The following is a 22,716-nucleotide window of genomic DNA, read 5'->3' as shown; positions in this document are numbered from 1 at the left end:
CTTCGATCGCACCGGGCAACGACGCCACAGCTGCGACGCAATTTCTATGCTGGGGGAAATGACATGGCGGGATTGTTGCGCCGCGCGACCGTTATGGCTGCGCCGGCCGGACTTATGTCGATCATGGCCGCGCCGGCGCAGGCCGCGGGTTCCGAGATCAACACCGCCGACACCGCCTGGATGATCGTCGCCACCGCGCTGGTGCTGATGATGACGATCCCCGGCCTCGCGCTGTTCTATTCCGGCATGGTGCGCAAGAAGAACGTGCTCGCCACCATGGCGCAGAGCCTTGCCGCCGTGACGATGATCTCGATTCTCTGGGTCGCGTTCGGCTATTCGCTCTGCTTCGTCGGCGACGGCCCCTGGATCGGCACGCTCGACCGCTGGTTCCTGGCGGGCATGACGCTCGACAGCGTCAACCCGGCGGCGAAGACGATCCCGGAATCGCTGTTCATGCTGTACCAGATGACGTTTGCGATCATCACGGTGGCGCTGGTCGCGGGCTCGGTCGCCGACCGCATGCGGTTCTCCGCTTATCTGCTGTTCTCCGTCGCCTGGTTCATCTTCGTCTACATTCCGCTGGCGCATTGGGTGTGGGGCGGCGGCTTCCTCGCCAGCATGGGCGTACTGGATTTCGCCGGCGGCCTCGTGGTGCATCTGTCGGCCGGCACCGCCGGCCTCGTCGCCGCCAAGGTGATGGGGCGCCGCCACGGCTACGGCACCGAAAATCTCTCGCCCTTCGATCTGTCGCTCGCCGTGATGGGCACTGGCCTGTTGTGGGTCGGCTGGTTCGGCTTCAACGGCGGTTCGGCCGGCGCGGCCAATTCGCGCGCGGTGCTGGCGATCATCGCGACGCATCTGGCGGCCTGCTCCGGCGCGCTGACCTGGGGCGCAATCGAATGGTCGACGCGGCGCAAGCCTTCCGTGCTCGGCATGATCTCCGGCGCGGTCGCTGGCCTCGGCACCATCACGCCGGCCTCGGGCTTCGTCGCGCCGTGGCATGGCATCGTCATCGGCATCATCGCCGGGGCGGTTTGCTACTGGGCCTGCACCTGGCTGAAGCACCGCTTCGACTATGACGATTCGCTCGACGTGTTCGGCGTCCACGGCATCGGCGGGCTGACCGGCACCCTGCTCGCCGGGGTGTTCGCAACCAGCGCCATCGGCGGCACCGCCGGCCTGCTCGAAGGCCATCCGCGGCAGCTTCTGATCCAGCTTTATGGGGTCGCCGTCACCTTCGTTTGGGCGGCCGGGGTGAGCTTCATCCTGCTCAAGCTGGTCGGCCTGTTCGTGCCCCTGCGCGTATCCCGTGAGCACGAGCTCGAAGGACTGGATATTTCGCAGCACGGCGAGGCGCTGCAGTAAGCCGCGGGCGGCCGGTTCGAAGCATCGAGCAGCCTGAGGTCACCCGGGACTTGCGCAACACATAAGCGTATGCTTATGTGTTGTCATGATTGAAGCCGACATCTTCAAGGCGCTGGCCGACCCTACGCGTCGAAGGGTCTTTGAGAAAGCTCGCTGGCGGAAGCCTGAATGCGAGCGCTTTGCGCGACGGATTGGAGATCAGCCAACCGGCGATATCGCAGCACCTCGCGGTGCTGCGCGCGGCAGGCTTGGTGCGTGAACAGCGGCAGGGCCGCTTTGTGAACTACGAAGTCGACCCGGACGGAATCGTCGCCATCGGGGCATGGCTTGCGCGCTACCGCGCCTACTGGCCGAAGCGCATGGACGCACTCGCCGATCTCCTCAAGGACATGGATCAATAAGGACCTGGATTAATAAGGACCTGGACCGATGAGCGACGCCGCGAAGCCTGATCGTCCCGACGAAGCCCTGGTGCTTGAATACGAATTCGATGCGCCGCCGGCAAAGGTCTGGCGCGCCGTGACCATTCCGGCCTTGCGTGAGCGCTGGTTGCCGGATTGCGACCTTGCGGGCGCCGAGCCGGAATCAACGATCGCAGGCGAAGAGGTGCGCTACCGACTTCGCGATTCAGAGCCGCCGTTTCGCGAGAGCCACGTCATCTTCCGGATCGAGCCGAACGAGGACGGCGGCACCCGCTTCCGCATCATCCAGCAAGCCTGCGACGACCTCGCGAAACTGCCGCAGCCGGCCAACACCAATTGCTGCCTGATGATGGCGGCCTGACAGCACAAGACTTCATCGCCTGCAAACATGGAGGTCGCCAATGCGCGACATGCTTCAGCTCGTCCCTATGGTTGTCGAACAATCTGCCCGCGGCGAGCGATCCTTCGACATCTATTCGCGGCTCCTGCGCGAGCGCATCATCTTCCTCAACGGCGAGGTCAATGATGCGATGTCCGGACTGGTATGCGCGCAATTGTTGTTCCTGGAGGCGGAGAATCCGAACAGGCCGATCAATCTCTACATCAACTCCTATGGCGGCGTGGTCACCAGTGGACTGGCGATGTACGACACCATGCAGTTCATCAAGGCGCCGGTTCATACGCTGTGCATGGGCACCGCGCGCTCGATGGGCTCGTTCCTGCTGATGGCCGGCGAGCTAGGTCACCGCGCCGCGCTGCCCAATGCGAGCCTTCACGTGCATCAGCCGCTCGGCGGCTTCCAGGGCCAAGCGTCCGACATCCTGATCCATGCCAACGAAATGCAGGAGACCAAGCGGCGCATCACCCGGCTCTACGCGCAGCATTGCGGGCGCACCGAGGCGGAGGTGGAACGAACCCTGGACCGCGACCACTTCATGACTGCACAGCAGGGGGTCGAATGGGGGTTGATCGACCGGGTCTTTGCGGTGCGCGACGCTGCCTGACGGTCCGACGGCGGCTTCGGCCGGATACCGTCCGGCAAGCTTTGTTCTGCCCGAGCGGCTCGGCCGGTTGCGCGCATCCCGTGGGCACGAGCTCAAGGGGCTCAGTATTTCGCCGCACGGCGAAGCACTTCAGTAAGCTTCGCCCATAATTAGATACCTTCCAGCTGCCCGACACGTGAGCAACATTGTGTCGGCAGCCTGTCGTGCCCTCATTTTGAGCAGTCGTGACCAGCTTTTGAGCGCGACGTAATAGCGCACTGCACTGCGATACCCGCAAAACGCGAAAACCCCCGCTTTCATAATCCGTTAGGCAACACGCCCGTTCTGGCACGGCATTTGATTCTAGGGGGCGTGGCTGTGCCCGCGTAGTGAAACTTCTCCCTCGTGGCGAACCAGTCGAGAAACGCCCGGCCACGTCCGGACCGGGCCCAAGCGGGGATAGGACCCATGAAAATTGTTATGGCGATTATTAAGCCATTCAAGCTGGAAGAAGTCCGTGACGCCCTGACCGCCATCGGCGTTCACGGTCTCACGGTGACGGAAGTCAAGGGGTATGGCCGCCAGAAGGGCCATACGGAAATCTATCGCGGCGCTGAATATGCCGTGAGCTTCCTGCCCAAGATCAAGATCGAGGTCGCTGTCGCCTCCGACCAGGTCGACAAGACCATCGACGCCATCACGTCCGCCGCGAAAACCGGACAGATCGGCGACGGCAAGATCTTCGTCATCAACCTCGACCATGCGGTTCGTATCCGCACCGGCGAGGCCGATGCCGCGGCCCTTTGATTTCGCGCTCAACCTTATCCAATCAGGAGTAAATAATATGACGTTCAAGCGTCCCTATGGCGCGGGATTGGCGGCTCTCGCAGTCGGCCTGTTCGCTGCGACCGCAGCCTATGCCGAGCCAACGGTCAATAAGGGAGACAACGCCTGGATGCTGACATCGACAGTCCTCGTGCTGTTGATGACGATCCCGGGTCTTGCGCTGTTCTACGGCGGTCTCGTCCGTTCCAAGAACATGCTCTCGGTCTTGATGCAGGTCTTCTACACCGTCTGCGTCGTCACCGTGATCTGGGCCGTGTACGGCTACAGCCTCGCCTTCACCGGCGGTTCCGACTTCATCGGCGGCTTCTCCAAGGCCTTCATGATGGGCGTCACCACCGACTCGAAGGCCGCGACCTTCTCGGTCGACGCCAACATCTCGGAGCTCATCTATATGTGCTTCCAGATGACCTTCGCGGCGATCACGCCGGCCCTCATCGTCGGCGCCTTCGCCGAGCGCATGAAGTTCTCGGCGATCGCTCTCTTCATCCCGCTCTGGGTCACGCTGATCTACTTCCCGATCGCGCACATGGTCTGGTACTGGCCCGGCCCGGACGCGATCCAGGACGCTGCCAAGGCTCTGGCTGCGGCGACTGATGCGGCGGCGAAGACCGCGGCGCAGGCCAAGCTCGACGAGATCAACGCCGACGCCGGCTGGATCTTCAAGAAGGGCGCGATCGACTTCGCGGGCGGCACCGTGGTGCACATCAACGCCGGCATCGCAGGTCTCGTCGGCGCTCTCCTGATCGGCAAGCGCACCGGCTACGGCAAGGAGCTGATGGCTCCGCACTCGCTGACCATGTCGATGATCGGCGCCTCGCTGCTCTGGGTCGGCTGGTTCGGCTTCAACGCCGGCTCCAACCTCGAAGCCAACGGCGGCGCTGCCCTCGCCATGACCAACTCCTTCGTCGCCACCGCAGCCGCCGCGCTGTCGTGGATGTTCGCGGAGTGGATCGTGAAGGGTCACCCGTCGGTGCTCGGCGTCATCTCCGGCGCTGTCGCGGGTCTCGTGGCCGTCACGCCCGCCGCCGGCTTCTCCGGCGTCATGGGTGCGATCGTCCTCGGTCTCGTGGTCGGCGTGGTCTGCCTGTTCTTCTGCACCGTCGTGAAGAACGCGATCGGCTACGACGACTCCCTCGACGTGTTCGGCGTGCACTGCATCGGCGGCATCGTCGGTGCTCTCGGTACCGGCATCCTGGTGAACCCCGCCCTCGGCGGCGCCGGCATCATCGACTACACGGCGATCCCGCCGAAGGTTGCCGATTACGACTTCGCGGCGCAGATGGTGTCCCAGTTCTGGGGCGTCTGCACCACGCTGGTGTGGTCGGGCGTCGGTTCGGCGATCCTCTACAAGGTCGTCGATGTGATCGTTGGCCTCCGCGCCAATGTCGAGAGCGAGCGTGAAGGCCTCGACATCACCGAGCACACCGAGCGCGCCTACAACATGTAACCTCTCCTCCCGGGCACGGTCTCCCCGGAGACCGCGTCCACAACTACGGTTTGGGCACATACCCGGCAATGCCCCGACCGTTGAGGGGCTCCAGCGCAAGCTGGAGCCCCTTTCTTTTTGCGCCGCGCGGCAAAGAAGCAAAGAAAAGGATTGCCATTCCAGATTGCCGGCGCAGAAATATCGACCACAACGAACAACAAACCGGGAGATCGTCATGCGTTTGGAAGGCGGATGCTATTGCGGCGAAGTGCGCTACGTGGCCGAGGGCGACCCGATGATGCAGGCGCAGTGTCATTGCCGCGAGTGCCAGTACATCTCGGGCGGCGCACCCAACACCTTCATCGCGATGCCGGTGGCCGGCTTCAGCTACATCATCGGGCAGCCCAAGCAGTTCACCCGCAAGGACCTCGAGCGCGCCGTGACGCGCGAGTTCTGCCCCGAATGCGGCACCCATCTGGTGACCAAGGTTCCGGGTCTGCCTGCGGCGATCCTGAAGGTCGGCACGCTGGACGAGCCCGAGCAGTTCCATCCGCAGATGGCGATCTACACCTGCGACAAGCAGGAATTCCACGCCATCCCCGCCGGCATGGCGACGTTCGAGAAGCTGCCGGGGCACTAGTCCACGATGACGGCGCGCTCCCTCCCCCGCATGCGGGGGAGGGCAGGGGAGAAGGTGTCTCAACATCGGGACAATCCCTATGCGGAGAGAACCCTCACCCGCGCCTTCGGCGCGACCTCTCCCGCAAGCGGGAGAGGTCAAGGAACCAGCCGGCCCTGTAGCCCACCCATCCCGTTGTTATCCGGCCTCAATATTCCCGCTCTGGACGGGGGCGGCGGCCGATGGTTAATCGCGTCTTAACCTCGCCCTATCTATGGTGAACTGAACCGCTTCCCGCCGGCGCCTTGGTGCGACCGGCTGTTCCAAGAGTGCTGGCGTCCAGAATGGCTATGACCGCTTCATCCCGTGCGCCGCAGGCCAGCGGAAGCTCCGATTCCGAACGCTCGCCCTTCGTCCGGCTGAACGAGCTGTTGGCCCCCCATCAGCCGGGTAAACCCTTGATTACGCTTGCGGTCGGCGAGCCTCAGCATCCCGTGCCCGATTTCGTCGGCCCGGTCTTGGCCAAGCACACCGCCGATTTCGGCCGTTACCCGATGAACCAGGGCACCGAGCCGTTCCGGAAAGCCGCGAGCGCCTGGTTGTCGTCGCGCTTCAAGCTGCCGCGGCCGCTCGACCCCGCGAGCGAGCTTCTCGTCCTCAATGGCAGCCGCGAGGGGCTGTTCCTCGCCGCGATCACGGCCGCACGCTATGTCAGCCCGCGCCCCGGCAAGCCCGCCATCCTGATGCCGAACCCGTTCTATCCGGTCTATGGCGCCGGCGCCCGCGCAGCGGCTTGCGAGCCGGTCTATCTGCCGACCACCGTCGAGAATGGCTTCCTGCCCGATCTCGACGCCATCGACGAGGCGACGCTGGCGCGCACGGTGGCGTTCTATCTGGCCTCGCCCGCCAATCCGCAGGGCTCGGTCGCCAAGCCCGACTATTTCAAGCGGTTGAAGCAACTCGCCGACCGCTACGGCTTCGTGATCCTCAGCGACGAGTGCTATTCGGAGATCTACACCCGCGAGGCCCCGGGCAGCGCGCTCGAATGTGCCGGCCCCGACTTCACCCGCGTGGTTGCGTTCCAGTCGCTGTCGAAGCGCTCCAATTTGCCGGGCCTGCGCGTCGGGTTCGCCGCCGGCGACAAGAAGTTCATCGGCATGTTCCTCGAGCTGCGCAACATCGCAGCGCCCCAGGTGCCCGTGCCGCTCCAGCATGTCGCCACCGTCGCCTATGGCGACGAAGCGCATGTCGAGGAGAACCGCAGGCTCTACCGGATCAAGTTCGACCTCGCCGACCAGATCATCGGCAATCGCTACGGCTATCGCCGGCCCGACGGCGGCTTCTGCGTCTGGCTCAACACGTCCGAGCTCGGCGACGACGTGTCGATCACGCTCAGGCTCTTCAAAGAAGCCGGCGTGCGCGTGGTGCCCGGCAGCTATCTGGCGCGGCTCCAGCCCGACGGCTTCAATCCCGGCGCAGGCTACATTCGCCTCGCGCTGGTGCAGGATGGCGAGACCACGGCACAGGCGCTGCACCGCCTGGTCGAGACTCTGGGTTAGGCGGGGCCCGTGAGCATGTCGGCAATCGAACGTGTCATTCCACTGGTCGGCCATCTGCCGCCGTCGATCCGCGAGGGGCTGGCGCGGCGTATGCGCGAGCTCGCCGGCCTCGGCCTGATCGCGCTGTCGGGGCTCGCCTCGGCCGCGCTCATGACCTGGTCGGTGCAGGATGCAAGCCTCAGCCACGCGACCTCGCGGCCGATCCGCAACATCCTCGGCTATGCCGGCGCGATCGGCGCCGACCTTGCGATGCAGATCCTCGGGCTCGGCGCGATCATGCTGGTCCTGACGGTCGCGGTCTGGGGCTGGCGCATGATGACCCATCGCCCGTTCGACCGCGAGGCGCTGCGGCTCGGCTCCTGGATTCTCTGCACCGTGATCGCTGCGGGCTTTGTCAGCTGCTGGCCGCACGGCGGCGCATGGCCGCTGCCGACCGGACTCGGCGGCGTGGTCGGCGATGCCCTGGTGCGCGCGCCCGCGGTGATTTTCGGGCCGCCCGGCATGATCTATCGCACCGTGCTCGGCGTGATCCTGTTCGCGGCGATGGCCGCGACCTTCCTGATCGCCTGCGGTCTTGGCGCACGCGAGCATGACGACGAGCTCGCCGAGATCGAGGATGACGACAAGCCGCTCGATGAAGACGAGGAGAGCGATCGCGGCTCGGTGTCGCTGGGCTGGCTGTTCCATGCGCTGATGAGCACCAAGGCGCGCCTGATCTGGCTGTGTGGTGCCGCTTACCGCTCGCTGGTCTCGAGCGGACCGAAGACCAAGGCCGTTGGGTTCAGCCGCCAGGAGCCGAATCTCGGCGGCGGCCGCGCCGCGCCGCCGATCTCGCCGCGGTCCGAAGACCAGGACTACGAGGAGGAGCACGAGGAAGAGGAAGACGAGGAGGAAGAGGAGGAGCCTGCCGCGCGCGCACCGCGCAAGAAGGCTGCTCCGAAGGCCGCGGCCAAGAAATCCTCCGACAAGTTCGAGCTTCCGTCCGTGTCCGTGCTGGCCGCGCCCAAGGCCGGCGATCGCCAGCCGCTCAGCAAGACCGAGCTGGAAGCCAATTCGCGCGCGCTCGAAGGCGTGCTGCAGGACTTCGGCGTGCGCGGCGAGATCGTGAAGGCCAATCCGGGTCCCGTCGTCACGCTGTACGAGCTGGAGCCGGCGCCCGGCATCAAGTCGTCGCGCGTGATTGGCCTCGCCGACGACATCGCCCGCTCGATGAGTGCGCTGTCGGCGCGCGTCGCCGTCGTGCCCGGCCGCAATGCCATCGGCATCGAATTGCCGAACGCCCATCGCGAAAAGGTCTATCTGCGCGAGCTGCTGGTCGCCAAGGAGACCGTCGACACGGTCGCAAAGCTGCCGCTCTGCCTCGGCAAGACCATCGGCGGCGACCCCGTCATCATCGACCTAGCGCGCACGCCGCACATGCTGATCGCCGGCACCACCGGCTCGGGCAAGTCGGTCGCCATCAACACCATGATCCTCAGCCTGGTCTACCGGCTGCGCCCGGACCAGTGCCGGCTGATCATGGTCGATCCGAAGATGCTCGAACTCTCCGTCTATGACGGCATTCCCCATCTGCTCACGCCCGTCGTGACCGACCCGAAAAAGGCGGTGGTCGCGTTGAAATGGGCCGTGCGCGAGATGGAAGAGCGCTACAAGAACATGGCCAAGCTCGGCGTGCGCAACATCGACGGCTACAACACGCGCCTGCTCGAGTTGAAAGCCAAGGGCGAGGAGCCGACGCGCACGGTGCACACCGGCTTCGACAAGGAAACCGGCAAGGCGATCTACGAGGAAGAGAAGCTCTCGCTCGACCCGCTGCCCTACATCGTCATCATCGTCGACGAAATGGCCGACCTGATGATGGTCGCCGGCAAGGACATCGAAGGCGCGGTACAGCGTCTCGCGCAGATGGCGCGCGCAGCCGGCCTGCATGTGATCCTGGCGACACAGCGTCCGTCGGTGGACGTCATCACCGGCACCATCAAGGCGAACTTCCCGACCCGCATCGCCTTCCAGGTCACCTCCAAGATCGACAGCCGCACCATCCTCGGCGAGATGGGCGCCGAGCAGCTGCTCGGCCAGGGCGACATGCTCTACATGGCGGGCGGCGGCCGCATCAGCCGCGTGCACGGACCGTTTGCATCGGACGACGAAGTCGAGAAGGTGGTGCGCCACCTCAAGACGCAGGGCCAGCCCGAATACCTCGAGGCCGTCACGGCCGAAGAGCCGACCGAGGACGAGGACGGCGGCGCCGTGTTCGACGCCAGCGGCATGGGTGCGGATGGCGGCGGCGATCTATTCCAGCAGGCCGTTGCCATCGTCAAACGCGACCGCAAGGCCTCGACCAGCTACATCCAGCGCCGCCTGCAAATCGGCTATAACCGCGCCGCATCGCTGATGGAGCGCATGGAACTGGAAGGCATTGTCGGTCCCGCCAACCACGCCGGCAAGCGCGAGATCCTGGTCGAGGAAGAAGACAGCCATATGTGAGGCGAGCCGCCTCAAAACAGGCTTTCACGCAAAATCGATATCTGCTTTTGCCCGAAATCACGCTAAAAGGCGCCTAGCCATACAGGACGACGCGTTGATCAGACATCCGGACATTCGATTCGCTGCCACCATCGCCGCGCGAAGCGCGCGCGTGGCCGGCGTGCTTCTCGTCACCGCCGCGATGGTGACCGCGGCGTCGTCCGCGCAGAACGTGCCGGTGCCGAAGCCCGCGCCGAAGGGCCGCGACAATGGTGCGGCCGCCGGCGGGCCTGCGGTCACCGGCGCGACCCAGACGCCGCCGAATCCGGTGATCCCGGATCCGCGCCGCAACGTGCCAAGCAGCATCTTCCAGACCTTCGACGCCAACCAGAAGGCGCAGGCGGCCAAGGTCAGCGCCTATCTGTCCTCGCTGTCGACGCTGGTCGGGAATTTCGTCCAGGTCGGCCCCGACGGCAGCAAGACGCAGGGCGATTTCTACATCCAGAAGCCGGGCAAGGTGCGCTTCGAATATGACGCGCCGAGCCCGATCGACATCGTCGCCGACGGATCGTCGCTGGTGGTGCGCGACCGCAAGCTCGCCACGCAAGACGTCTATCCGCTGTCGCAGACGCCGCTGCGCTTCCTGCTGTCCGATCGCATCGACCTGATGAAGGACACCAACGTCGTCAACGTCTCGGCCGACGACGTCTTCGTCAGCGTCACCATCGAGGAGAAGCAGGCGCTGGTCGGCACCAGCCGCCTCCTGCTGATGTTCGGCGCCAAGGACGGCCAGCTGAAGCAGTGGACCGTCACCGACCCGCAGGGCTACGACACCACGATCGCGGTCTACAATCTCGACGCAACCAAGAAGCTCGATCCCGGCATGTTCAAGATCGACTTTACCAATTACGGCCCATCGCCAGGATAGTTGCTGTAGGGTGGGCAAAGGCGCACTTGCGCCGTGCCCACCATCTCTCCTCCTCGCGGCAGGAATGGTGGGCACGCTTCGCTTTGCCCACCCTACGAGAGCTCGCTGTGGACAAGCATTTTCCCCGCGCCAATCCATGCTAAGACGCATCCCTCATGCGTCTTTCCCTGACAACCTGGAACATCAATTCGGTGCGGCTGCGCATCGATCTGGTCGCGAAATTCCTCAAGAGTGCGCGGCCGGACGTGCTGTGCCTCCAGGAGACCAAGTGCATCGACGACGCCTTTCCGCTGAAGCGTTTCAAGCGGCTCGGCTATGAGCACGTCGCGCTGAACGGGCAGAAGGGCTATCACGGCGTCGCCATCGTCTCGAAGATCCCGTTCGAGTCCAAGGACATCCGCACCTTCTGCGACAAGGTGGATTCGCGCCACATTTCTGTATCTTTCGGGACGCAGGCCAACATCGCAAAGCCGCTGGTGCTGCATAATTTCTACGTGCCGGCCGGCGGCGACATTCCCGATCCGGCGCTGAACGAGAAGTTCGACCACAAGCTGCGCTTCCTCGACGAGATGACGGCGTGCGAGCCGCTGCATCCGCGCGGCGATGACCGCCACATCCTGGTCGGCGATCTCAATGTCGCCCCGCACGAGAACGACGTCTGGTCGCACAAGCAGCTTCTGAAAGTGGTCTCGCACACGCCTGTCGAAACCGAGAAGCTGAAGGCGGCACTCGCAGCCGGTGAGTGGGTCGACGTCGCGCGCGAGCGCATTCCGATGTCGGAGAAGGTCTACACCTGGTGGAGCTACCGTTCCGCCGACTGGACCGTCGGCGACCGCGGCCGCAGGCTCGACCACATCTGGGTCTCGCGCGCGTTGAAGGACGCGGTCCAGGATTTCAAGATTCTCCGCGACGCGCGGAGCTGGGAGCGTCCGTCGGACCACGTGCCGGTGACGGTGACGCTGGAGGTGTGACCTCCTGTCATTCCGGGGCGCGCGTAGCGCGAGCCCGGAATCCATCGGGCGGCAGAGTTGGTGGATGAATGGATTCCGGGCTCGCGACTTCGTCGCGCCCCGGAATGACAGGGGCCTCAGGTCGTCAGCTTCGCACCGGCCATCAGGATATCGCTCGCGATCTGGCTGGAGCGAACTGCGAATTCGTCGCGCAGGCGAACGGCGGCGGCGGGGTCGCTTTCGAGCACGCGCTGAAACAGGCTGCGCGCGACGCGGATGACGGAGGAATGCTCCAGCGCGATCGCGCTCGACGGCCGCTTCATCGGCACCACCAGCGCGAGCTCGCCGATCAGCGCGCCGGGACCCACGGTCATCTCGGCGCCGGCGCCGTCTTCGACCCGGAAGGCGCCGCGCTGGACCACGAAGCCGGCATCGGCGTCGTCGCCGAGATTGAAGAGGATGTCGCCGCGGACGAAGTCACGCTGCTCGGAGCCGATCGCCAGCATGCGCAACGAGGCGTCTCCCAACAGGCGCAGTGTCGGGACCCGCTCGAGAAGCGCTACGTCGTCGTCAATTGACATTCAGATCCGAGGCTCAAGGGCACGCGATCTAAAACGATTCGCACGCCCCCAAAGCGTATCACGGCACCAGCTTGTAGCCACCGGCTTCCGTTACCAGGATCTCCGGGTTGGCGGCGTCCTTCTCGATCTTCTGGCGGAGGCGGTAGATGTGGGTTTCCAGCGTGTGGGTGGTGACGCCGGAATTGTAGCCCCAGACCTCCTGGAGCAGGGTCTCGCGCGACACCGGCATCTGGCCGGCGCGGTAGAGGAAGCGGAGGATGGCAGTTTCCTTCTCCGTCAGCCGGACCTTGCGCGCATTGGCGGCGGTCAGCATCTTCGAGCCGGGCCGGAAGCTGTAGGGGCCGACCGAGAACACCGCGTCCTCGCTGGCTTCGTGCTGGCGGAGCTGGGCGCGGATACGGGCCAACAGCACGGCGAAGCGGAAGGGTTTTGCGACGTAGTCGTTGGCGCCGGATTCCAGGCCCAAAATCGTGTCGGAATCGGTGTCATGCCCGGTCAGCATGATGATGGGGGCCTTGAAGCCGCCCTTGCGTAAGGAGCGGACCACCTCGCGGCCATCGGTGTCGGGCAGGCCGACGTCCATCAGGACGAGATCGGGGGAATTGGCCTTCGCGGCGCTCGCACCCTTGGCGCCGGTATCGACGGCGGAGGCTTCAAATTCTTCGTGCAGCGATAATTGCTCCACCAACGTATCGCGCAGATCGGTATCGTCATCCACGATCAGGATCTTGCGGGCATTGGCCATAGGGTATCATCCTTTTGGGGTCCGGCTCGGCGCGCATGCATGCCGCGCCCAGCCGCGAGGGGAAGTTTAGGGGTCGCCGTTATTATTGTTGTTCGTGTTGAAGTAGTGGGCTGTTACCGATTCACAAGCCAGAAGCACTCTAACCTAGAATAGCAGGGCGTTTTGATGAATGTCCTGTAATGAATGCGACATCGCACGGTCACATGAAAAACAACGCTGCTTCAGCTACTTACACCAAAAATCGAGGCGCCGGACCGCTGTCCGCGATCCGCGTTAAGCCTGCCGCCGGTAATCCGCGCCGCGGCTGGCTGACGGCCGGAGCGCTGACGATTCCGGTGGCGCTGGGGCGGGGCGGTATTCTCGCCAACAAACGCGAGGGCGACGGCGGCACCCCGAGGGGCAGCTTCCGACCGCGGCGACTGTGGTGGCGGGGCGACCGGCACAGCCGGCCGCAAACCTTCCTGCCGGCGCGGATCATCACCGGCGAGGACGCCTGGTGCGAGGATCCCCGGGACCGTCACTACAATCAGGGAATCCGGCTCGGCGAGGGGCAGGGCGGTGACCGGCTCAAGCGGGCCGACCATCTCTATGACTTCATCATCGAAATCGACCACAACACGCGCCCGCGCATCGCCGGCCGCGGCAGCGCGGTGTTTCTGCATCTGGCCCGCGACAATTTCGGGCCGACCGCGGGCTGCGTCTCCATGACCAAATCCGCGATGCTGCAATTGCTGCGGCGGATCGGCCCACGAACAAGAATCATCATCGGGTGAGGGCCCATGCTCGAGAAGGATCAGATCGCCGCCGCATCGCGCATCCTCGTCCGACATTGGCGTGACGGCACCAAGCTCGACGCACTGGAGAGACATCTGCGGCCGCAGACCCGCGCCGAGGGCTACGCCATTCAGGCCGCGCTCGAAGCGCAATCGCCCGGAAAGCTGTTCGGCTGGAAGATCGCGGCAACGAGCTTGTCCGGACAGAAGCACATCAATGTCACGGGACCGCTGGCCGGGCGCATCATGAGCGACACCGTGATCGCCGATGGCGGCACCGCGTCGATGAAGGGCAACGCGATGCGCGTCGGCGAGCCGGAATTTTGCTTCCGCATGGGACGCGATCTGGCGCCGCGCGCGGCGCCGTTCGCCGTCGACGAGGTGCTGGGCGCCGTGGACAGCTTCCATCCCGCGATCGAGATTCCGGATTCGCGCTTTGTCGATTTCGCCGGCGCCGGCGAGGCGCAGCTCATCGCCGACAATGCCTGCGCGCATCTGTTCGTGCTGGGCGCGGCGACGCCTGCGAACTGGCGCGGGATGGATCTCGTCGAAGAACGGCCGCAGATCACGCTGCGCGGCGAGCGCTACATCGGCCATGGCAAGAACGTGCTCGGCGATCCCCGTGTTGCACTCGCCTGGCTCGCCAACGAGCTGCGCGGACTCGGCATCACCTTGCGGGCAGGGGAGGTGGTGACCACAGGCACCTGCCATCCGCCGCTGCCGATCCAGGCCGGCGATCACTTTGCGGTGGATTTTGGCGTGTTGGGAAAGGTGTCGGTGGGGTTCGAATAATCACTGCTGTCGTCCTGGCGAAGGCCAGGACCCATACCGCGTGATCTCTCGATTCCGCTCCGTTGCAATACCGACGGCCAATCTTCGCCAAACCACTCCCTGGGGTAATGGGTCCTGGCTTTCGCCAGGACGACCCAAGACAATTATCTATGCCCGAAGATGGCGCTTCCCACGCGCACATGCGTGGCGCCGAGCATGATGGCGGTGGCGAAATCCGCGCTCATGCCCATCGAGAGATTCTTCAAGCCGTTACGCGCGGCGATCTTGGCGGTCAGCGCGAAATGCGCCGCCGGCGGCTCGTCCACCGGCGGGATGCACATCAGTCCGGAGATCGTCAGTCCATAGGTATCGCGGCAGCTTGCGAGGAAGGCATCGGCCTCGCCGGGCGCGACGCCGGCCTTCTGCGGCTCCTCGCCGGTGTTGATCTGGACGAAGAGCTGCGGGTGCTTTTTCTGGGATTCGATTTCCTTGGCTAACGCCTGGCAAATGCTCGGGCGGTCAACCGAATGGATGGCGTCGAACAGCGCGACCGCCTCTTTCGCCTTGTTGGATTGCAGCGGTCCGATCAGATGCAGCGCAATATCGGGGTAAACGGACGTTAACGCCGGCCACTTGCCTTTGGCCTCCTGCACCCGATTCTCGCCAAATACGCGCTGTCCGGCGACGATGACCGGGGTAATTGCATCCGCGTCGAAGGTCTTCGACACCGCGATCAGCGTGACCGAGGCGCGATCCCGCCGCGCGTCCCTGCAGGCGCGGGCGATTTCGGCTTCGACCGCGGCGAGCGCGTTTGGTGAATGGCCGGTTACCGGCGCGGCGTTGGCTTCTGTCATGACGTCGATTGGCTGTGGTCGTAACCGAGGTAAGTCCAATTTTACCGAGTTCAAGAAAGAGTTTTTGAACCCTTCGCTTTACCTTGGCCCATGGGGTGGGCAGCGAAGATGGCAAACGTCAGTTTCAACCGTAAGCGAGCAAAACTCAAGCAGGTCCTTGGAATCCGGGCGCGGCTTGCGTTACTCGCCGTGATTCTGGTGGCGCCCTTGATGCTCGAGCGCATCCGTTCGCTCGAGAACACGCGCACCAGCCAAATCGCGCAGGCCGCGGCCGAGTTCAACACCGTCGCAAGGCACAGCGCCGATGCGCAGCGCGAGGTGATCTCGTCGGTCGAGACCATCCTGAAATCGGAAGCCTTCATCCGCGCCTCCGCCGGCGGCATCAGCAAGAGCTGCGACGTGCTGCGCGCGAGCCTGCCGTCGAACCTTCCCTGGATCCGCACGCTTCTGATCGCCGGCCAGGACGGACGCATCCAGTGCGCCACCAACAACATGTATGTCGGCCTCGATCTCAGCGACCGGCCTTACTTCCAGCAGGCGCAGGAAACCGGCCGTTTCGTGCTGAGCGACTTCATCCTGTCGCGGCCGGTGCCGTCACCGACCGTCATGGCGGTCTATCCGGTGTCCGCCTTCAGCGGCGTCGCCGATGCCGTCGTGCTCGCCACCGTCAACCTCGACTGGATGTCGAAGGTCATGAGCAATCTCGGTGGTCGCGCCGGCATCACCGCCGTGCTGGTCGACAGCGCGGGCACCGTGCTGGCCGCCCCCGCCGACCAGCACAGCGCGGTCGGCCGTCCCCTCGACAACATGCCGCTGATGTCCGCAATCGCCGACAAGGCGCTGCGGTCGGACCAGGACGAGGGCTCGCTGTCCTTCCTCGCCGCCGACGGCTCGCGCCGCGCCGTCAGCTACATCCGCATCGCCGGCACAAATGCCCGCCTGATCGCCAGCATCGACGAGGACAAGGTGTCTGCGGCCGTGAGCCGCGATATCCGCACCGCCTATCTCCAGCTCGCTTTCGTCGTCCTGTTCGTCCTGCTCGGCGCGCTGATCGCCGCCGAGAAGCTGGTGATCAAGCCGATCGAGATGCTTGCCGACATGGCCAAGCGCCTCGGCGAGGGCGATCTGTCGGCACGCGCGGCGCGCAATCGCCTGCCGGCCGAATTCGTGCCGCTGGCCCGCGCGTTCAACGCGATGGCCGCGCAATTGAGCCAGCGCGAGCGCGAGCTGATCGCGAGCAACGACCGGCTGACGGTAATGGCCTCGATCGACATGCTGTCGGGCCTAGCCAACCGCCGCGGCTTCCAGAGCCGGCTCGACTTCGAATGGATGCGCGCGCAGCAATATGGCAGCGACCTCGCGCTGCTGATGATCGACGTCGACCACTTCAAGCTCTTCAACGACACTTACGGCCATCTCGAAGGCGATTCCTGCCTGACCCGGCTCGGCGAGTCGCTGTCCGGTATCGCCGCCGACACGATGGGCTTTGCGGCGCGCTATGGCGGCGAGGAATTCTGCCTGCTGCTGCCGAACACCGACGTGGACCGCGCCGTGGAGATCGGCGAACTGGTGCGTGCGGCCGTGCTGAGGCTCTGCCTGCCGCACATCACGTCCGCCCACATGATCGTCACCGTCTCGATCGGCGTTGCCGCAGCGAAGCCCAACGAGGCCTTGCGCCCCGGCGACCTGATCGAAGCCGCTGACGCCGCCCTCTACGCCGCAAAACACCGCGGCCGCAACAACGTCGTCGAGCACGGCGTGCAGGCGATCGAGACCGGCGCAGCGGACATGATGATGGCGGGCTGACGGCCGGCTGCAAGACTACCGGGAAGATATCGTTTCGAGACCGCGCTCCAGCTTTTGCGACAGGTCGGAGACCGACGGCGCATTTTGTCCCCACTTGACGGGTGGATGAATCTTCGTCGGAGGACCCTTTGTCAGACTAACACGCTTAAGGAAATTGTTCGTGTTGTCGCTGCTCATCATTTGCTTGAGAGGGATAAAGCCGATCCCCTCGGGAAAAATGAGTCTGATCGAATCAGTGTCGCTGTTGAGCTCGGCAAACCTCATCGTAATCAGATAGGTCTGATCGTCCGTTTGCTTGAAATCATATGCATAGGGCTGAATCCGTATCTGCTCCGCAGAGTTGGTGGTGTAAGGCCTGCTTACGCTGTCGTCCGATTCGACGAATTGAACCAAGGCTTCGACCGTCCAATAGGGACGCTGAAGACCTCGCACATACTCAATCGTCGGCTCGAGAAACTTGAAGAAGCCGAGCGCCAGGATCGCGAAGTAGAAGCCGGCCGCTCCGCCCGCTTTCACTGCAACTCCCAGTATCTTCCATTGCGTATCAACCGGCGCGTTGGGAAACAGCCGGTAGATCATAACCGCAGGAAGCAGGGGTACGACCGCCCAGAAGATGTAAGTGACGCACAATGCGAAGAGCAGGACGACATCCCGGCTGAGCAATTCGTTCATTTGCCAATCCTCCAATATATGGAGCGACTTGTTTCGTAATCTTACCGAATTCCTAGTTTCTTGAAATCGTCGGCGACGCTGCTGCTGATCGCCTTGGCCGCATTAATATCTTCTTCGCCGCCGGCACGATCGCCAAGCTTCAACTTGCTGATACCGCGGCCATAGAGGGAGTTCTCATCCTTCGGACTCATATTGAGCGCCCGATCGTAGTCCTCGATGGCCTGGGCTAGATTTCCCGACTTGAGGTTGACAAGACCGCGGCTATTTGACGTGACGGCGCTGTTCGGCCGCAATGAAAGCGACCGGTCGCAGGCATAGAGTGCCGTTTTCAGCTGATCTATGATGCCAAGAGCCCAGCACAGATTATTCCATGTCTCGGGATCGTTCGGGTTCAATTGTGAGGCTTTGGTGTAGTCGTCCGCAGCTTGTTTATATTCCTCTCTTTGGTCGTGAACGTACGCGCGCCCAAAGAATGCGCTCGCGGATTTCGGGTCGAGCGCGATCGCCCGATCGTAGTCATTGAGCGCCAGGTCGGTTTGATTCTTCAAACGATGGGCCCGCCCCCGTCCAATGTAGGGATTTACATAGGTTGGAACGAGCTCGATCGCGCGGTCGCAATCCTTCAAGGCATTGTCCGCGTCTTTCAAGCTGTTGTAGGCCGAACACCGATTGTTCAGGGCATAGACGAACGTCGGATCGAGATCGATCGCCGCGCTGAAGTCCTTGATCGCGCGATCCAGGTCATGCAGTCTCAGGTAGATCAAGCCCCGATTGTTAAGCGCCTGAGTGCTCTTACTGTCGAGTTTGAGGACTTCGCCATAGACTTCAATGGCACGTCCGTAGTCTTCTATGGACGTATAAGAGAGAGCGGCACCGAAGAGCGCAGCCGTTGAATTCTTGTCGAGCGCGATGGCGCGCTCGTAGTCCATGATAGCCTGACTATGCAGATTTTTCAGGCGGTAGGCGTTGCCCCTGCTCACGTAAGCACTTGTGTAGTTTGCGTTCAGGTTGATGGCGTTGTCGCAATCCTCGATCGCGCGATTGAATTCGCGCTTTCTGACGTAGACGGCGCACCGATTGTTGAAAGCATTCGCATATTGCGGGTCAACCTTGATTGCCTCGCTGTAGTCCTGGATTGCTTTGTCGAAATCGTTTGCGCGACTGGCGAGAAAGCCACGGTTCAGATAAAGGACAGCCAGATCGTGGCCCTGAACGCTCCCCGATTTGATTGCGGCAGTGCATGCATCGGGTGAGATGAGCGGGTCTATCTTTTTGCAGGTCTCGACGTCGTCTGCGGCAGCCGCGCACAGTCCACTCGCCAGCAGAGCGGCTAGCCAGGCCCATGGCCTGAGATGTTTACGCAGCGCGCAAATGGGCACTTCCGGGCCCCCTTGTCGATGCCCGTACCACACGCATACTCCGCCCAGACTGCAGCTAAGGATCGCGCGGGCGAGCCTCTGCGGAAACTGTTGTGGTCAGGCAAATTATTGTTGCCACTTCAGCTAACGTCGTCGCTGTCAGGGCGAAAACCAGTAACACTCTCAAAAATCGCTTCATGGCGTATACGAAGGTGAAATACGACTAGGGATTGTGTTCCCGGTGCCGTTGGTTGTCAATACTCATCCGTTGACCCCACGGTCGCTTTTATGGCCTAGTCCGGCCACTTCAGACCGCCGAACCCACGAAAAAACCAACGATTCCATGACCTCCGAACGCTATAACGCCCGCGATTCCGAACCGCGCTGGCAAGCCGCCTGGGACGAAAAGGCGATCTTCGTCTCCAAGAACGACGATTCGCGGCCGAAATACTATGTGCTGGAGATGTTCCCCTACCCGTCCGGGCGCATCCACATCGGCCATGTCCGGAACTACACGCTCGGCGACGTGCTGGCCCGCTTCATGCGCGCCAAGGGGTTCAACGTGCTGCACCCGATGGGCTGGGACGCTTTCGGCCTGCCGGCCGAGAACGCCGCGATCGAGCGCAAGGTCGCCCCGAAAGCCTGGACCTACGACAACATCGCCGCGATGAAGAAGCAGCTCCGCTCGATCGGGCTGTCGCTGGACTGGAGCCGCGAGATCGCGACCTGCGATCCCTCTTACTACAAGCACCAGCAGAAGATGTTCCTGGACTTCCTGCGTGCGGGCCTTGCCGAGCGCGAGAAGCGCAAGGTGAACTGGGACCCGGTCGACATGACCGTGCTCGCCAACGAGCAGGTGATCGACGGCAAAGGCTGGCGTTCCGGTGCCATTGTCGAGCAGCGGGAAATGAATCAGTGGGTCTTCAAGATCACGAAGTACTCGCAGGAGCTCTTGTCCGCGCTGGATACGCTCGACCGCTGGCCCGACAAGGTGCGGCTGATGCAGCGCAACTGGATCGGCCGCTCCGAGGGCCTCCTGGTGCGCTTCGCGCTGGATCAGGCGACGACGCCGGCCGGCGAGAGCGAGCTGAAGATTTTCACGACGCGCCCCGACACGCTGTTCGGAGCCAAGTTCATGGCGATCTCGGCGGATCATCCGCTGGCGACGGCCGCCGCCGCGAAGGACCCGAAGCTTGCGGAGTTCATCGCCGAGATCAAGAAGATCGGCACCGCGCAGGAGATCATCGACACCGCGGAGAAGCAGGGTTTCGACACCGGCATCCGCGCGATCCATCCGTTCGACCCGAGCTGGAAGCTGCCGGTCTATGTCGCCAACTTCGTGCTGATGGAATACGGCACCGGCGCGATCTTCGGCTGCCCCGCGCATGACCAGCGCGACCTCGACTTCGTCAACAAGTACAACCTCGGCAACACGCCGGTGGTGTGCCCCGAGGGCCAGGATCCGAAATCGTTCGTCATCACCGACACCGCTTATGACGGTGACGGCCGCATGATCAATTCGCGCTTCCTCGACGGCATGACCATCGAGCAGGCCAAGGATGAAGTCGCAAAACGCCTCGAAAGCGAACTGCGCGGCAACGCGCCGGTCGGCGAGCGTCAGGTGAATTTCCGCCTGCGCGACTGGGGCATTTCGCGCCAGCGCTATTGGGGCTGCCCGATCCCCGTCATCCATTGCCCGACATGCGATGTGGTGCCGGTGCCGGACGCCGACCTGCCGGTGAAGCTGCCTGACGATGCGACCTTCGACAAGCCGGGCAACGCGCTCGATCATCATCCGACCTGGAAGCACGTCACTTGCCCGCAATGCGGCGGCAAGGCGCAGCGCGAAACCGACACCATGGACACCTTCGTGGACTCGTCCTGGTACTTTGCGCGCTTCACCGATCCCTGGAACGAGAACGCACCGACGACGCCCGCGGTCGCCAACCGGATGCTGCCGATCGACCAGTATATCGGCGGCGTCGAGCACGCGATCCTGCATCTGCTCTACAGCCGCTTCTTCACCCGCGCGATGAAGGCGACCGGGCACGTTGCGCTGGACGAGCCGTTCGCAGGCATGTTCACGCAAGGCATGGTGGTGCACGAGACCTACCAGAAGGCCGACGGGTCCTATGTACAGCCGGCCGAGGTCAAGATCGAACTCGGCGGCAACGGGCGCCGCGCAACCCTGCTGACGACGGGCGAAGACATCCAGATCGGCGCGATCGAGAAGATGTCGAAGTCGAAAAAGAACACCGTCGACCCCGACGACATCATCGAGACCTACGGCGCCGACGTCGCGCGCTGGTTCATGCTGTCGGACTCCCCGCCCGACCGCGACGTGATCTGGAGCGACGAGCGCGTCCAGGGCGCCTCGCGCTTCGTGCAGCGGCTGTGGCGGCTGGTGAACGATTCCGTCGAACTCGGCAAGGCGGCGCCGGCGGCCCGGCCGGCCTCGTTCGGGGCGGATGCGACCGCCTTGCGCAAGGCCGCCCATGGCGCGCTGGACAAGGTCACCACCGGGATCGAGCGGCTGCACTTCAACGTCTGCCTCGCCCATATCCGCGAATTCACCAATGCGTTCTCCGAGGTCCTCCAGCGCCCCGGCCAGCCGGCCGCGGACTTGGCTTGGGCGATCCGGGAGGCCAGCCAGATCCTGGTCCAGCTGTTCTCCCCGATGATGCCGCATCTGGCCGAGGAGTGCTGGCAGGTGCTGGGCCAGAAGGGGCTGGTTTCGGAGGCCAATTGGCCCCAAATCGAACGCGATTTGCTGGTTGAAGACAGCGTGACCCTGGTGGTCCAGGTCAACGGCAAGAAGCGGGGTGAGGTCTCAGTTGCAACAGCGGCCCAGAATCCGGAAATCGAGGCTGCCGTTTTGGCCCTCGATGCGGTAAAGCTGGCGCTGGACGGCAAGCCCGTCCGCAAGGTGATCATCGTCCCCAAGAGGATCGTGAATGTTGTCGGCTAGGATCCGCATCGCAGCCCGTTTGCTGGCAGTCGTCGCTCTGGCGGCGCTGACGGCCGGCTGCTTCCGGCCGATGTATGCCGAGCATACTGACGGCACCCCCGGCTTGCGTGAGAAGCTGATGGGCGTCGAGCTGCCCCCGATCCCCAAGCCCAACGCCTCCCGCGAGGCCCGCGTCGGCGTCGAGGTCCGCAATGCTCTCGCCTTCAAGCTGTACGGCACGGCCACGGGCATGCCGCCGACTCACCGCCTGGAGATCCGCTTCACCTCCAGCCGGTCGTCCCTGATCATCAGCCAGGCAACGGGACTGCCGACCAGCGAGAATTACGGCATCGACGCCCAGTACAACCTGATCGAGGTCGCGAGCGGCAAGTCGGTGATGACCGGCACGACGTTCTCGCGCGTGTCCTATGACAATCCCGGCTCCTACCAGCGCTTCTCCCGCAACCGCGCGGTGCGCGATGCGGAGGATCGTGCCGCCAACGAGATCGCCGAGAACATCAACACCCGGCTCGCCTCGTTCTTCACCGCGGGCAGCTAATTCACATTCCCGTCGTTCCGGGGCGCGCGTGGTGCGAACCCGGAATCTCGATTCCCAACCACTGGATTCCGGGTTCGCGCTACGCG

Annotated in this window: 20 protein-coding genes and 1 pseudogene; 16 read left to right on the top strand and 5 right to left on the bottom strand. The window is 63.8% G+C overall.

From position 1 onward, the window contains the following. Positions 1–63 precede the first annotated feature (63 nt). The 11 genes and pseudogenes from AAFG50_RS00190 (at position 64) to xth (ending at position 11,585) form a co-directional block, all read left to right on the top strand. The gene (locus AAFG50_RS00190; RefSeq protein ID WP_028174980.1) at positions 64–1,365 is read left to right on the top strand and encodes an ammonium transporter; all 1,302 of its coding nucleotides are present in this window, start codon (positions 64–66) and stop codon (positions 1,363–1,365) included. Between the two features lie 85 nt (positions 1,366–1,450). Next, a pseudogene (locus AAFG50_RS00185) lies at positions 1,451–1,766 on the top strand (metalloregulator ArsR/SmtB family transcription factor). A gap of 28 nt (positions 1,767–1,794) precedes the next feature. Beyond that, positions 1,795–2,148 carry an SRPBCC domain-containing protein gene (locus AAFG50_RS00180; RefSeq protein WP_028174981.1) on the top strand — a complete coding sequence of 118 codons (354 nt, stop codon included), beginning with the start codon at positions 1,795–1,797 and terminating at the stop codon, positions 2,146–2,148. A 40-nt stretch (positions 2,149–2,188) separates the two neighbouring features. Beyond that, positions 2,189–2,791 (top strand): ATP-dependent Clp protease proteolytic subunit, encoded by a 603-nt coding sequence (locus AAFG50_RS00175; RefSeq protein ID WP_028174982.1) that lies wholly within the window; start codon positions 2,189–2,191, stop codon positions 2,789–2,791. A 447-nt stretch (positions 2,792–3,238) separates the two neighbouring features. Next, the gene (locus tag AAFG50_RS00170; RefSeq protein WP_008142813.1) at positions 3,239–3,577 is read left to right on the top strand and encodes a P-II family nitrogen regulator; all 339 of its coding nucleotides are present in this window, start codon (positions 3,239–3,241) and stop codon (positions 3,575–3,577) included. A gap of 37 nt (positions 3,578–3,614) precedes the next feature. Further along, the gene (locus AAFG50_RS00165) at positions 3,615–5,063 is read left to right on the top strand and encodes an ammonium transporter (RefSeq protein WP_028174983.1); all 1,449 of its coding nucleotides are present in this window, start codon (positions 3,615–3,617) and stop codon (positions 5,061–5,063) included. A 214-nt stretch (positions 5,064–5,277) separates the two neighbouring features. Continuing rightward, positions 5,278–5,682, top strand: a complete 405-nt coding sequence (locus tag AAFG50_RS00160) for a GFA family protein (RefSeq protein ID WP_028174984.1) — start codon at positions 5,278–5,280, stop codon at positions 5,680–5,682. A 323-nt stretch (positions 5,683–6,005) separates the two neighbouring features. Next, positions 6,006–7,220: an aminotransferase class I/II-fold pyridoxal phosphate-dependent enzyme gene (locus tag AAFG50_RS00155; protein ID WP_028174985.1), complete on the top strand. Its 1,215-nt coding sequence runs from the start codon at positions 6,006–6,008 to the stop codon at positions 7,218–7,220. Between the two features lie 9 nt (positions 7,221–7,229). Beyond that, a complete protein-coding gene (locus tag AAFG50_RS00150) occupies positions 7,230–9,707 on the top strand; it encodes a DNA translocase FtsK (protein ID WP_028174986.1) in 2,478 nt (825 codons plus the stop codon). A gap of 151 nt (positions 9,708–9,858) precedes the next feature. Then, complete coding sequence (locus AAFG50_RS00145; protein WP_011083445.1) at positions 9,859–10,614, top strand: outer membrane lipoprotein carrier protein LolA; 756 nt, start codon at positions 9,859–9,861, stop codon at positions 10,612–10,614. Between the two features lie 155 nt (positions 10,615–10,769). Then, positions 10,770–11,585 (top strand): exodeoxyribonuclease III, encoded by an 816-nt coding sequence (gene xth, locus AAFG50_RS00140; protein ID WP_028174987.1) that lies wholly within the window; start codon positions 10,770–10,772, stop codon positions 11,583–11,585. A gap of 116 nt (positions 11,586–11,701) precedes the next feature. Here the strand turns inward: xth and AAFG50_RS00135 are convergent, their stop codons facing one another. Continuing rightward, positions 11,702–12,145 carry a cyclic nucleotide-binding domain-containing protein gene (locus AAFG50_RS00135; protein WP_011083447.1) on the bottom strand — a complete coding sequence of 148 codons (444 nt, stop codon included), beginning with the start codon at positions 12,143–12,145 and terminating at the stop codon, positions 11,702–11,704. A 58-nt stretch (positions 12,146–12,203) separates the two neighbouring features. Then, positions 12,204–12,890: a response regulator gene (locus tag AAFG50_RS00130; protein WP_008142830.1), complete on the bottom strand. Its 687-nt coding sequence runs from the start codon at positions 12,888–12,890 to the stop codon at positions 12,204–12,206. 203 nt (positions 12,891–13,093) lie between these two features. On the opposite strand from AAFG50_RS00130, the gene AAFG50_RS00125 reads away from it, so the two are divergent. Next, positions 13,094–13,663 (top strand): L,D-transpeptidase family protein, encoded by a 570-nt coding sequence (locus AAFG50_RS00125; RefSeq protein ID WP_028174988.1) that lies wholly within the window; start codon positions 13,094–13,096, stop codon positions 13,661–13,663. A 6-nt stretch (positions 13,664–13,669) separates the two neighbouring features. After that, complete coding sequence (locus tag AAFG50_RS00120; protein ID WP_028174989.1) at positions 13,670–14,455, top strand: fumarylacetoacetate hydrolase family protein; 786 nt, start codon at positions 13,670–13,672, stop codon at positions 14,453–14,455. Between the two features lie 143 nt (positions 14,456–14,598). Here AAFG50_RS00120 and AAFG50_RS00115 read toward each other — a convergent pair whose 3' ends face one another. Then, positions 14,599–15,288 carry a YggS family pyridoxal phosphate-dependent enzyme gene (locus AAFG50_RS00115; protein WP_028174990.1) on the bottom strand — a complete coding sequence of 230 codons (690 nt, stop codon included), beginning with the start codon at positions 15,286–15,288 and terminating at the stop codon, positions 14,599–14,601. A 108-nt stretch (positions 15,289–15,396) separates the two neighbouring features. On the opposite strand from AAFG50_RS00115, the gene AAFG50_RS00110 reads away from it, so the two are divergent. After that, the gene (locus AAFG50_RS00110; protein ID WP_028174991.1) at positions 15,397–17,094 is read left to right on the top strand and encodes a diguanylate cyclase; all 1,698 of its coding nucleotides are present in this window, start codon (positions 15,397–15,399) and stop codon (positions 17,092–17,094) included. Positions 17,095–17,109: 15 nt separating this feature from the next. Here AAFG50_RS00110 and AAFG50_RS00105 read toward each other — a convergent pair whose 3' ends face one another. Further along, positions 17,110–17,766, bottom strand: a complete 657-nt coding sequence (locus AAFG50_RS00105) for a hypothetical protein (RefSeq protein WP_074076454.1) — start codon at positions 17,764–17,766, stop codon at positions 17,110–17,112. Positions 17,767–17,807: 41 nt separating this feature from the next. After that, the gene (locus AAFG50_RS00100; protein ID WP_080668220.1) at positions 17,808–19,178 is read right to left on the bottom strand and encodes a tetratricopeptide repeat protein; all 1,371 of its coding nucleotides are present in this window, start codon (positions 19,176–19,178) and stop codon (positions 17,808–17,810) included. A 289-nt stretch (positions 19,179–19,467) separates the two neighbouring features. Between AAFG50_RS00100 and leuS the strand changes: the two genes are divergently transcribed. Next, positions 19,468–22,092 (top strand): leucine--tRNA ligase, encoded by a 2,625-nt coding sequence (gene leuS, locus AAFG50_RS00095; protein WP_028174994.1) that lies wholly within the window; start codon positions 19,468–19,470, stop codon positions 22,090–22,092. Next, positions 22,079–22,630, top strand: coding sequence for an LPS assembly lipoprotein LptE (gene lptE / locus AAFG50_RS00090; protein ID WP_011083455.1), 552 nt, complete (start codon positions 22,079–22,081; stop codon positions 22,628–22,630). The genes leuS and lptE overlap by 14 nt, the downstream gene beginning before the upstream one ends. Positions 22,631–22,716 lie beyond the last annotated feature (86 nt).

This window comes from Bradyrhizobium sp. B039, from assembly GCF_038965675.1.
Classification (GTDB): Bacteria; Pseudomonadota; Alphaproteobacteria; order Rhizobiales; family Xanthobacteraceae; genus Bradyrhizobium; species Bradyrhizobium diazoefficiens.
Note: the sequence above shows the minus strand (reverse complement) of the source record. Positions and strands in the feature narration are given on the sequence as shown.